This window comes from Halalkalibacterium halodurans, assembly GCF_004376175.1.
Taxonomy (GTDB): Bacteria; Bacillota; Bacilli; order Bacillales; family Bacillaceae_D; genus Halalkalibacterium; species Halalkalibacterium halodurans.
This window is the reverse complement of record NZ_SNUY01000050.1, coordinates 1-12,040: the sequence shown is the minus strand read 5'-3', so window position 1 is coordinate 12,040 and position 12,040 is coordinate 1. Positions and strand designations below refer to the sequence as shown.

Annotated in this window: 13 protein-coding genes; 10 read left to right on the top strand and 3 right to left on the bottom strand. The window is 44.2% G+C overall.

Annotation, left to right across the window (positions count from 1 at the left end):
- Positions 1-150: 150 nt before the first annotated feature.
- The 3 genes from E2L07_RS14825 to E2L07_RS14815 all read left to right on the top strand — a co-directional run bounded on the left by E2L07_RS14825 (position 151) and on the right by E2L07_RS14815 (position 3,036).
- On the top strand, positions 151-1,122 hold the full coding sequence (locus E2L07_RS14825; RefSeq protein WP_010897031.1) for a bile acid:sodium symporter family protein: 972 nt from the start codon (positions 151-153) through the stop codon (positions 1,120-1,122).
- Positions 1,123-1,144: 22 nt separating this feature from the next.
- Positions 1,145-1,516, top strand: coding sequence for a DnaJ family domain-containing protein (locus E2L07_RS14820; RefSeq protein ID WP_010897032.1), 372 nt, complete (start codon positions 1,145-1,147; stop codon positions 1,514-1,516).
- Between the two features lie 143 nt (positions 1,517-1,659).
- On the top strand, positions 1,660-3,036 hold the full coding sequence (locus E2L07_RS14815) for an MATE family efflux transporter (protein WP_010897033.1): 1,377 nt from the start codon (positions 1,660-1,662) through the stop codon (positions 3,034-3,036).
- Here E2L07_RS14815 and E2L07_RS14810 read toward each other — a convergent pair.
- Both E2L07_RS14810 and E2L07_RS20895 read right to left on the bottom strand, forming a co-directional pair.
- Positions 3,033-3,296, bottom strand: a complete 264-nt coding sequence (locus tag E2L07_RS14810) for a hypothetical protein (protein ID WP_134229949.1) — start codon at positions 3,294-3,296, stop codon at positions 3,033-3,035. The genes E2L07_RS14815 and E2L07_RS14810 overlap by 4 nt on opposite strands.
- Positions 3,297-3,386: 90 nt before the next feature.
- Entirely contained in the window at positions 3,387-3,524 is a 138-nt protein-coding gene (locus E2L07_RS20895) for a hypothetical protein (RefSeq protein ID WP_010897035.1), read from the bottom strand.
- Between the two features lie 86 nt (positions 3,525-3,610).
- On the opposite strand from E2L07_RS20895, the gene rnhA reads away from it, so the two are divergent.
- From rnhA to E2L07_RS14785, 5 genes are all read left to right on the top strand, one after another.
- Positions 3,611-4,201, top strand: a complete 591-nt coding sequence (gene rnhA, locus E2L07_RS14805; protein WP_010897036.1) for a ribonuclease H — start codon at positions 3,611-3,613, stop codon at positions 4,199-4,201.
- A gap of 401 nt (positions 4,202-4,602) precedes the next feature.
- Entirely contained in the window at positions 4,603-5,115 is a 513-nt protein-coding gene (locus E2L07_RS14800; RefSeq protein WP_134229948.1) for a hypothetical protein, read from the top strand.
- Between the two features lie 161 nt (positions 5,116-5,276).
- Positions 5,277-6,635 carry an aldehyde dehydrogenase gene (locus E2L07_RS14795; RefSeq protein ID WP_010897038.1) on the top strand — a complete coding sequence of 453 codons (1,359 nt, stop codon included), beginning with the start codon at positions 5,277-5,279 and terminating at the stop codon, positions 6,633-6,635.
- A gap of 321 nt (positions 6,636-6,956) precedes the next feature.
- On the top strand, positions 6,957-8,015 hold the full coding sequence (locus tag E2L07_RS14790) for an AbgT family transporter (RefSeq protein WP_338121500.1): 1,059 nt from the start codon (positions 6,957-6,959) through the stop codon (positions 8,013-8,015).
- Between the two features lie 227 nt (positions 8,016-8,242).
- Positions 8,243-9,853 carry a gamma-glutamyltransferase family protein gene (locus E2L07_RS14785; RefSeq protein ID WP_208402059.1) on the top strand — a complete coding sequence of 537 codons (1,611 nt, stop codon included), beginning with the start codon at positions 8,243-8,245 and terminating at the stop codon, positions 9,851-9,853.
- A gap of 117 nt (positions 9,854-9,970) precedes the next feature.
- On the opposite strand, the gene E2L07_RS14780 is transcribed toward E2L07_RS14785, so the two are convergent.
- A complete protein-coding gene (locus tag E2L07_RS14780; RefSeq protein WP_010897041.1) occupies positions 9,971-10,420 on the bottom strand; it encodes an Lrp/AsnC family transcriptional regulator in 450 nt (149 codons plus the stop codon).
- 95 nt (positions 10,421-10,515) lie between these two features.
- Between E2L07_RS14780 and E2L07_RS14775 the strand changes: the two genes are divergently transcribed.
- Complete coding sequence (locus E2L07_RS14775) at positions 10,516-11,100, top strand: chromate transporter (RefSeq protein WP_134229946.1); 585 nt, start codon at positions 10,516-10,518, stop codon at positions 11,098-11,100.
- Positions 11,101-11,110: 10 nt separating this feature from the next.
- On the top strand, positions 11,111-11,653 hold the full coding sequence (locus tag E2L07_RS14770) for a chromate transporter (protein WP_134229945.1): 543 nt from the start codon (positions 11,111-11,113) through the stop codon (positions 11,651-11,653).
- Positions 11,654-12,040 lie beyond the last annotated feature (387 nt).

Genomic DNA, 12,040 nt, shown 5'->3' with positions numbered 1-12,040 from the left:
GACTGCTTCCCAAAGTAAGAGTTGGCGGTAAGTTAACCTTTTCTAACAGATTCACTTCTTCCAAGATGAAGTGGTTGAAATGGAAAGGGAGGAAGAGGTAGAATAGTGGAAATATTGTATAAAAAAACAAATGTATATGGGGAGAAGACGATGGAGATGTTAGCGAAAGTGAGTCAATTTTTCAGTAAATATTTTGCGTTTTTTGTGATCATCATTAGTTTTGTTGCTTTTTTATCACCAGATCATTTTACTTGGATCACTCCACACATTACGATTTTGCTTGGTGTGATCATGTTTGGGATGGGGCTGACATTGAAACTCAGTGACTTTCGTATTGTGTTGCAAAAGCCGATTCCTGTATTAGTCGGAGTGCTTGCGCAATTTGTCATCATGCCCCTCGTAGCATTCGCTCTAGCCTATGCTTTTAACTTACCACCGGAGCTGGCGGCAGGCCTTGTTTTAGTCGGGGCATGTCCTGGTGGTACTGCTTCAAATGTAATGGTTTACCTTGCGAAAGGAAATGTTGCTGCATCGGTTGCGATGACGTCCGTTTCGACCATGCTTGCACCGATCGTAACCCCTTTTATTTTGCTTCTTTTAGCAGGGCAGTGGTTACCCATTGATGCTAAGGCGATGTTCGTATCTATTTTGCAAATGATCATTGTACCAATTGCTCTCGGTTTATTCGTACGAAAAATGGCTCCAAATGCCGTTGATAAGAGCACAGCCGTCTTACCGTTGGTCTCCATTGTAGCGATTATGGCGATCGTTTCAGCGGTTGTTGGCGCAAATCAAGCCAATTTAATGTCGGGCGCGGCCTTGCTGTTTTTAGCGGTGATGTTGCATAATGTTTTCGGGTTGTTGCTTGGCTATTTGACAGCGAAATTTGTTGGCTTGGATGAATCGACACGGCGGGCGATTTCGATTGAAGTTGGCATGCAAAACTCAGGCTTAGGAGCAGCATTGGCAGGTAATCATTTTTCACCGTTGGCCGCATTGCCGAGCGCGATCTTTTCTGTATGGCATAACATTTCAGGACCTGTCCTTGTGAGCATTTGGTCAAGGTCAGCGAAATCGGCTCAAAAGCGTCAATCAGATGCGGATATGAAAGTCGATCTTTAAACGAAAAAAGGTGGCGAGGAGTATGGATTTTGCTAGTCGTCTGGCAGAGGAACGAATCCAAAAGGCAATAAAGGAAGGAGCCTTTGATGATCTTGAAGGAAAAGGAAAGCCGTTGACGTTTGAAGAAGATCAAGGGGTTCCCGAGGAGCTTAGACTAAGCTATAAAATCTTAAAAAATGCTGGATTTGTCCCGAAGGAAGTAGAAGTCCAAAAGGAAATCATCCAGCTAAAGCAGTTAGTGGAAGCATGTGTTGATCCAGATGAAGAGGTGAAGCTGAAGAAAAAGCTCAGCGAAAAAACGCTCCGCTACAACCAACTTATGGAGCAACGAAAATGGAGTTCCTCAAGTAGCTTTCGTCGCTACCGCCACAAGTTAACAGAGCGTTTCTTTTAGTACTATAAATGGGCTCATGTGAAAAGACGCATGGGTTCTTTTTTCATGTTAAGTCCTTAGGATGACGAAACAAATTTTCTTCCATTTCCTAAAAAGCGTGATATAATCATTCGGGTAACCATTTACTAGCGGGGGTGAAACCGATGAAACCGACAGAAACATTACAAGAGAAAGGGAAGCTATTTCTCGTTGTGATGATGCCGATCTTAATTACGCAAATCGGGCTCTATGCAATGAATTTTTTTGATACGGTTATGTCGGGGCAAGCAGGTGCCAATGACTTGGCAGGGGTTGCGATTGGCTCTAGTTTGTGGGTTCCTGTATTCACTGGTTTAAATGGTGTTTTGCTAGCATTGACGCCAATCATTGCTCAAAGCATTGGCGCTGAAAAACGAGATGATGTTCCATATGTGTTTTTGCAAGGACTTTACTTATCGATAGCGATCTCTATCGCGGTGATTTTGATTGGGGCTGTCGTGCTCGATCCGATTTTGTCCGCGATGTCATTAGAAGATGAAGTTGGCCGAATTGCGAAGGAGTATTTAATCGGGCTCGCGTTTGGGATCGTGCCCCTTTTTATATATACAACCATTCGTTGTCTCATTGACTCCCTCGGGGAGACACGGGTGACGATGTTTATTACCCTTTTATCTCTACCAATCAATATCTTTTTTAACTATGTGTTGATTTTCGGAAAATTAGGGTTTCCCCGTTTAGGCGGTGTAGGAGCAGGCTACGCTTCGGCGATTACGTATTGGTTTATTTTAGCTGTCGCGATTGTAGTCGTTGTTAAAGTCCGTCCGTTTACCGATTTTCAACTGTTTAAGAAGCTGTACCACGTTTCGTTGAAAAAGTGGAAGGAAATATTGCTACTAGGGCTACCCATTGGGTTTACGATCTTTTTTGAGACAAGTATTTTTGCGGCCGTTACGCTGCTTATGAGTACGTTTGATACGGCAACGATCGCCGCCCATCAAGCCGCGGTTAATTTTGCGTCCTTTTTGTATATGATTCCGTTAAGTATTGCATTTACTTTAACGATCGCTGTCGGCTACGAAGTAGGAGCGAAGCGAGTGGAGGATGCGCGTCAATATAGCAGGCTCGGAATTACCTTTGCCTTGATCATGGGGCTTGTTGCTGGTGTCATTATTTATGTCCTACGTGCCCCCGTCGCTTCCTTGTACACGAATGATTCCCAAGTCGCTTGGCTTATTCAGCAGTTTTTGATCTACTCGATCTTTTTTCAATTATCGGATGCTCTAGCTACACCGATCCAAGGCGTGTTACGTGGACATAAGGATGTGAATGTTCCGTTTGTGATGGCGCTTGTGTCTTTTTGGATTATCGGACTACCGACCGGATATCTTTTAGCTAACTTTTCGCCACTCGGTCCGTATGGCTATTGGATCGGTCTCATTACAGGGCTGGCTTCATGTGCGATTGCGTTATCGTGGCGGCTAAAGCAAATGCAACGAAAATTCGAGCGAGCGGCACGATTAAGTCAAAACGGAAATAGCTAGCGTTCGTCCAACGTTATGTTTGCATCATGATGGCTGAAAACAGCAGAAATGGTTTCACCAATATCTTCTTCCAATTCGTCGTCTGTCGGTAGCTCGTCGTACGATTGGATGACCGTGAATGTACGTAAGCATACGAGATGGTATGGAAATGCCCGTTCATCTTCATCTTTCACAATCACGTACAGATGATCGTTTTCCGTAGAAACCATATCGCCTACTTGTGAGACTTGACGCTTTGGATTAATGTTGACATCCATCATTGTTCTCCTCCTTTTCTAGCAGTCTCTCCTTTATTACTAGATTGTATACGAGAGCCTGTGCCTTTATTCATATGAGGGCACAGGCTTTGGTTATTTTTTGCCTTTTGCGTTTGCTCGGTTTGAGCCGTTGTCCACCATTTCACTCGCAACGTTTTCATTAAACATGGATTCGGTCGGTGTCTTATTGTTTGTCATCGCTTTGTCTTTTTGCGGGGAACGTTTTTTCACAGTTGTCACCTCTTCCATTGTCAATTGACTTGATCATTGTTACTATTTGTAAATAGACAACGGTTATTCATAAATGAGGTGGAAAGATGGCAAAGTCAAAATACTATGTGGTATGGAATGGACGGAAGCCCGGCATTTATACGAGCTGGTCTGCATGTGAAGCTCAAGTAAAAGGATATACCGGCGCCAAATTCAAATCCTATCCTTCCAAGGAAGAAGCAGAGGCTGCTTTTAGAGGAGAAGAGGCAACACCGAAGCTTGCAAAAGAGGAGATTATTTGGGAGAGCCTGTCTGTAGATGTTGGCAGCCAAGGGAATCCCGGAATTGTGGAATATAAAGGCGTTGATACGAAAACGGGAGAAGTCCTTTTTGAACGAGAGCCGATTCCGATCGGGACAAACAATATGGGTGAGTTTCTCGCGATCGTTCACGGGCTTCGTTACCTTAAGGAACGGAACAGTCGTAAGCCGATCTATTCTGATTCCCAGACGGCAATCAAATGGGTGAAGGATAAAAAAGCAAAATCGACCCTCGTGCGCAATGAAGAAACAGCGCTTATTTGGAAGCTTGTAGATGAAGCGGAGGAGTGGCTAAACACTCATACATATGAAACGCCCATCTTAAAATGGCAGACCGATAAGTGGGGGGAAATTAAGGCCGATTACGGGAGAAAATAAGATAAGTAAAAATTAAAAGAAAAACGAAACGATTGATTTGGATAGTTGAATTTCAAAATGACGCGATTGTCATTCAAAAAACTAGCTAAACGGATTGAGATCAGGGTAGAGCGTTTGTCTACTCTGATTTTTTCATGCACTTTGAACTGGTTTCTGAAAATAAGGCTTTGCAATCGTCGAGCTTTCTTTAAGGGTGAAATGGAACATGAGATTACTTTTGTTCGTATAGAAGCTAGGGGCAGATTATCCAAAAGTACTAGCCGTCTGATTAGATGATTTTCATTTACAATATGAGGGGGTAGGAATAAAATGGACGAAGATGAGTTGAGGTTGTTAAGAGGATGAATTCTTAAAGCAAGTCAAATGAGTTCAGTGACAGAAGATAGGAGAGGTAGTACATAATGAACGCCGGAATCATTGTAGTTGTTCTGATCATTGGTATGATTGTTTTTATGTTTCGCGGGGTAAAAAATTTACGTAGAACAGGAATCATTAAGGAAGATTCCCCGATCTTAGATTTCGTATTTATTCTTCCGATCAGCTTTCAAGGTTTTGTTTTATATCCAGATCGTGCAAGTGTTATTTTTCATATTTGCCTGCTTCTTTTCGTAACCGTCCTTTTGATTATAAAAAGGTATCGAAGTGCTTTGTATGTTATTCCGAATGGTCAGATAAATACCCTCCGTTCGCTAGTTCAAGAATGTCTCTTAAACTACGAGGACGATATTCGCCAAGAGGATGGTTATCGTGAAAGTTTACTCGGGAAGCCGGTCGAGCGTTATTTGCTGCCGTCGTCACGGGCATCGATCGATCTAGTATGGTATAAGAAAAAGAGGAGATTCCACATTCGATCAAGCTTGTCATCAACCGACCCTTTCGTTTTTTGGCGCGACGCCCATTTTTATACGAATTAAGTGACCGAATCGAACCGATGCAACAGCAGGTCGGAAAAGTTTATCGCGGGGCCATTGTGGAATTGCTATTGGCTGGGGGGCTCCTCCTTTTACTTGTCTTTTTAGTCCAGCAAGGACACGTGCTATTTCTCAAGTAATCGAAAACTTTGGAGGTTGTTGTAATGAAGGAAAAAGTTCAAATGCAGCGGAGATATTTTCATACGAACGAAACAAAAGAGCTTTCATTTCGCATGAACATGTTAAAAAAACTAAAAAAAGCGCTCCTAGACTATGAAAACGAATTGCTTGCCGCCTTAAAAGAAGATTTAAATAAATCGACGTCAGAGGCGTTTTTAACGGAGCTTGGCCCCCTTTATCACGAGATCACGTTTATGTTAAAGCATTTACCGACTTGGATGAAGCGAAAAAAAGTGAAAACACCGCTGACCCACGTTGGCTCAAAAGGGTACATCCATTATGAGCCTTATGGGGTCGTGCTCATTATCGCCCCATGGAACTACCCCTTGCAGCTAGCGATTAATCCGCTGATTGGTGCTATTGCAGCAGGAAATTGTGCAATCGTGAAGCCATCTGAATTAACACCTGCTACTTCTGGCGTCATCACCAAAATGATCGAAAACACATTCCCTGAAGAATACGTTTGTTCAGTGGAAGGGGGAGTGGAAACGAGTCAAGCCCTTTTAGCGGAGAAGATGGACTATATCTTTTTCACAGGAAGTGTCGGTGTTGGGAAACATGTAATGAAAGCTGCTTCTCGTCATTTAACGCCTGTCACTTTAGAGCTTGGTGGCAAAAGCCCAGCGATTGTGTGCGAAGACGCGCAGATCGCTGTGACGGCGAAAAGAATAGCATGGGGGAAATTTTTGAATGCGGGACAAACGTGTGTTGCCCCAGATTATGTCCTCGTACATGACTCAAAAAAAGAGGACTTTTTAAAGGCGCTGCAAACAGAAATAAAAACGCTTTTTCAACGTAAGATCGACAGAGGCGACTATCCAACGATCGTCAGTGATCGTCATTTTGCGCGACTCATCCGATTTTTGCAAGATGGAGATGTGGTCATCGGTGGGCAGCATGAGCGCAATAAACGGTTCATAGCCCCAACCGTTTTAACGAATGTTTCATGGGAAAGTCCAGTAATGGAAGATGAAATATTCGGCCCTATCCTACCGGTGTTTTCCTTTTCTGAACTAGATGAAGTGATTGAAAAAGTGCGTGAGAGGCCGCATCCCCTTGCCCTTTATCTGTTTACCGAATCAAAGGAAACAGAGGAGAAACTAATCCATTCTCTTTCCTTTGGTGGCGGATGTATTAATGATACAGTCATGCATTTAGCAACCCCGTATTTACCGTTTGGCGGCGTTGGTGAGAGTGGAATGGGTGCATACCATGGAGAAGAGAGCTTCTACACGTTCTCTCATCGGAAAAGTGTGTTAAAGCAACCAACAAGTGTGGATCTCCCGATTCGATACAAAGAGAGTAAGCTGTCATTGAAAATGCTGCGCAAGCTTTTCCAATAACAAGCCCAAGTTAAAAAAAGCATCTAGAGAGTCTGTTGACTCTGTGGATGCTTTTTTTAAGGAAGAAGTTTAACCAAAATGTATAGCGCAGGGGCTCTCAATCGGTTCTTAGGCTCTTGTCATTCTTTTTCTCGGTTGCTACTAATTCCTCAATTGGTATTTCCACGGACAACTTTAATAAACATGCAGGTTTTCTGCAATAAATGTAAAGAAATATAACGAAATATTTCAATTTTTATAAAAATTATATTGGATTTCATTTTTCATTCATTTATAATGGCGGAAATAGTAGGGAATTCGCCCATGAATAAGCATTGAAGGATTGCCCTTGGACGGCCCCCCCTCGCTGGACTAGCTGCCGCTTATGCTTCTGTTGCTGGTGGATTTAGCGCCAATTTAATTTTGAGCATGCTAGACTCGCTCGTGGCAGGGTTCACACAGACAGGAGCACAAATGATTGATCCTGATTATGTGGCCAATCCAGCGATGAACTACTATTTCCTTGTCGCCTCATGCCTCGTACTCGTTCCTGTTGCCGTATGGGTGACGACAAAAATTGTTGAGCCCCGTTTAGGTACTTACACTGGAGAGGTAGAAGAAATAACAGGGGTAACAAAAGAAGAGAAAAAGGGATTGCGTTGGGCTGGGATTTCCGTTGTCATTCTTGCTGTAGTCTTCTTGTTTTTAACGGTGCCAGAACAGGCTCTCTTGCGTGACCCTGAAACGGGATCATTGACCGTTTCTCCTTTTATGACTGGAATTGTTCCTATCATGATGGTGTTTTTCTTAGTGCCAGCCCTCGTGTATGGATTTGTTGCCAAGGTTTTCACGTCATCGAAGGACGTTGCGGACCATTTAGCGAAGTCAATGTCAAATATGGGCACCTATATTGTGATTGCCTTTGTCGCCGCGCAAATGATCGCCTTTTTTAATTGGAGTCAACTTGGTCCGATCGTGGCAATAAAAGGGGCGAACTTTTTACAAACGATTGGATTTACTGGTTTACCGTTGCTGCTTGGTTTTATCGTCATTGCCGCTCTCATCAACTTAATGGTGGCCAGCGCGTCAGCCAAATGGGCCATTCTTGCACCGGTGTTCGTCCCTATGTTCATGCTCCTTGAATACAGTCCAGCGTTTACGCAAGCGGCGTACCGTGTAGGAGATTCGATTACCAACCCGATTACACCGATGTTGCCATACTTTGCGATTGCTTTAACCTTCGCCAAAAAATATGATCCTAAAATCGGCATTGGTACGTTTATGTCTTCGCTTCTTCCGTACTCCATCGCCTTTGCTGTCATTTGGATTATCCTCTTTACTGTCTGGTATTTGCTTGGGCTTCCCCTTGGGCCAGGTGAATATATTCATTTACACACGTAATGCCAATGGATGCCTCCCATCGTAATGGAAAGTGGAGGCTTTTTCTGCTTTTACCAGCGTTCCTTTCATACTTCTTTTCTTATAGCTTTACGATAGACTTACAAAAAAACATCATTTATAATAAAAAACATACATCATGTCATTATTAACGAACTATTAATGTACAAATGAAATTTTTTATCTGTTTTCTATTACTTTTTAAAAAGGGAGCTGGTCGTGTGAGTGTGATGTTTGACCCCCAATCGTATCCTTATCCATCACGGAGAAATGTCGTTTACGCCAAAAATGGAATGGTGGCCACCTCTCAGCCTCTTGCTGCACAAGCGGGGCTAGATATTCTAAAGGCAGGAGGGAATGCTATTGATGCAGCTATTGCCACTGCTACTGTCTTAACGGTGTTAGAGCCTACATCGAATGGAATCGGCTCTGATGCGTTCGCGCTCGTATGGACGAAAGGAAAGCTTCACGGTCTAAACGGAAGCGGCAGAGCACCAATGTCTTTAACGATGGAAGCGGTAAAGGCAAAAGGATATGAACAGGAACTCCCCCCGTACGGTGTCATTCCTGTAACGGTACCTGGTGCACCAGGTGCTTGGGCGGAGCTAGCCAAAATGTATGGAAACTTGCCGCTTGCCGCTTCACTCGCTCCTGCGATTCGTTATGCGGAGGAAGGCTATCCTGTGACTCCGACACTTGCAAAGTATTGGAAAGCAGCCTATGACCGATTTAAAACAGAGTGGACTGACGACGTTTATCAACCATGGTTCGACACGTTCGCCCCTAAAGGAAGGGCACCGAGAGTTGGGGAAGTATGGCGCTCACAAGGTCATGCGGACACGCTGCGAAGTATCGCTGAGTCGAATGGGGAGTCATTTTACCGTGGGGAGTTAGCAGACCAAATTCATGCTTTTTTTGATAAGCATGGCGGGTATTTAACGAAGGAAGATCTAGCATGTTATCGCCCAGAGTGGGTAGAGCCTATTTCCATTGACTACCGAGGCTACCGTGTGTGGGAAATCCCGCCAAATGGGCAAGGCCTTGTCGCATTAGAGGCTTTAAACATTGTGAAAGGGTTTGAATTTTATCATAAGGATACAGTGGACACGTATCATAAGCAGATTGAAGCGATGAAGCTTGCCTTCGTTGATGGGATGAAATATGTCACCGAGCCGAGCGATATGTCGGTTTCAGTTGAGCAATTGCTCTCAGATGAATACGCGACTGAGCGGAGGAAGGAAATCGGTGAGCAGGCGCTTATCCCTGAGCCGGGGACTCCACCTCGAGGGGGAACGGTATATTTAGCGACGGCTGATGGCGACGGAAATATGGTGTCATTTATTCAATCCAACTATATGGGCTTCGGTTCAGGTGTCGTTGTTCCAGGTACAGGGATCGCGATGCAAAATCGCGGTCACAATTTTTCACTTGATCCGAACCATGATAATGCGCTTAAGCCTGGAAAGCGTACATACCATACGATTATCCCAGGGTTTTTAACAAAAGATGATCAGCCGATTGGCCCGTTCGGTGTCATGGGTGGATTTATGCAGCCGCAAGGCCATATGCAAGTGATGATGAATACGATTGATTTTGGGTTAAATCCTCAAGCGGCGCTTGATGCTCCTCGTTGGCAATGGACAAACGGGAAACAGGTACAAGTGGAACCGACGTTTCCGGTCGATATTGCTCAGGCTCTTGTGCGAAAAGGACACAAGATTCAAGTGGTTCTAGATGAAGGTGCGTTCGGACGAGGGCAAATCATTTGGCGTGACCCGACGACCGGTGTGTTAGCAGGGGGAACAGAACCGCGAACCGATGGGCAAGTGGCTGCGTGGTAATAATACTCACCGCTTGTTAAGCTGAACAAGTGGAAGGAGTCAACGTATTGATAGCCATTTAGGATGATATGTGGAGAAAGATAAAATCGCTGAACGACTCGTTCAGCGATACGTTTTCTAGAGTTTTAAGCCTGTACGGCTTTTAAACCGGCGCAATAAAATGTGGCTTTCTACTCGGGTAATTCCTTGAAGAGCGTATAATTCTTCATTAATGAAATACTCAAGCTGGTCAAAATCCTCGACGAGTACGTGCATATGTAAGGTGCTCGGTCCAGTCATTTGATAACAGCTGGCGACCTTTGGATTTTCCGCTAAGGTTTCGGCTACTTTCACGAGAGAGGTTGGTTCACAATCCACTTCAAAGAAGGCAGAAACTTTTTTACCCACTTTATCGGAGTTAATGACAACGCTGAACTTTTCGATCACACCTGCTTCTTTTAACTGATGGATACGTTCGCGAATGGCCACTCGTGAAAGGCCTAATTCCTTTGCGATGTCCACATAGGACATGCGGCCATTTTCTGTTAAGAGCTCTAATATTTTTTGATCGGTTGCATCAATTTTCATCCATTTCACCAACTTACTTGGAGTCCTGTATTTATTATATAAAACGAATGGTTCGCTGTCATGTTGATTATGTAAAGAAGGAAAGGGGTAAGTGTATGGACTGGTCGTTACAACGCGATATTTTCATTGCTTTTTTCCGTTCGGGCATGCTTGGGTACGGAGGGGGGCCATCAACCATTCCCCTTGTCCATAAAGAGGTCGTCGAACGCTATAAGTGGATGACCGATGATGAATTTGCCGATGTTCTCGCGCTAGGAAATACATTGCCAGGGCCGATCAATACGAAAATGGCCGGATATATTGGCTATCGAATCGGGGGCTGGAGCGGTATGGTAAACGGGGTGCTCGCGACCATTTTGCCAACCGTAGTCTTGTTGATTGGCTTGATCGGGCTCCTCAGCCAATTTCGAGAGTCCCGAGTCGTTCTAGGAATGACTCAAGCGGTAACCCCGGTCGTAGGCGTGATGTTACTCACGTTAACGTATTCGTTTTTTAAACAGTCAAAAAAGGGACTCGGCTGGACAGGGACATTGGTAATCGGAATCGTAAGCCTCGTTTTATATGAATGGGTTGGCGTCCATCCTGCGGTGATCATTGCAGGCTTGCTAATCTATGCCCTTGTCAGCCGAAGCGACAAATCGAAAACGAACCGAAAAGAAAAGCAGAAGCAAACGGTATAGGAGCGATCATATGATTTATTGGGAAATTTTCTTAGCTTTTTTTATTCCAAATATCGTCGGCTACGGAGGAGGGCCAGCATCGATTCCGCTCATCCAAATGGAGGTCGTCGATCGGTACGGGTGGATGACTGTCTCGGAGTTTGGTGAGCTGTTAGCGATTGGTAATGCCCTTCCCGGTCCAATTGCGACAAAAATGGCCGGATATATCGGATATGAAGTAGGTGGTGTGTTCGGGGCAACCATCGCGCTGTTTGCCACTGTCGCCCCATCGCTAATTGCCATGGTGTTTTTACTCGGCATTCTTTATAAGTTCAAAGATTCACCGAAAGTGAAAAAGATGACTTCATTCGTAAAGCCAACCATCGGTGTTCTTTTAGGGGTGCTCGCAATTGAATTTTTCGTTACCTCATGGGAAGGTGCTGGCACATGGCAAACGGTTCTATTGGCAGGTGGAAGCTTCCTGCTGATGGAAAAGTGGAAGGTGCACCCTGCTTTTGTCATTGCCGGTTCACTCCTTTATGGTGCCTTGTTTCTTGGGCATGTATCATCCTAAACCTTATTAAGCATGGGTGGCTTACCATTCATGCTTTTTTCTTATTCATTTCTTTTCATGAAGCTGCTTAAGAATAAGTAAATAGACATACAAATGGAAACGGGAAAAAGATTTTGCTACAGTGAAAATAGTACGGATATCGAAGTAAATGGTAGTGTCAAAAGTTCTATGAAAAACTAGCACGGTTCATACTACCTACCATTTATTAGGTGGAAATGCCACGCTATCGCTCTTGACAAACACACCAATGGTTTATTCAAAGGTCAATCAAGGGCGAAGGGAACAAAAGAAGGCATGCTAAATAAACCCTTGACTTTTTCCATTTTAAACCATTGGCAAGTTCGGTTTGTCAAGAGTTCGCTTCGCCGATAGCTGAATAGGGCTCAG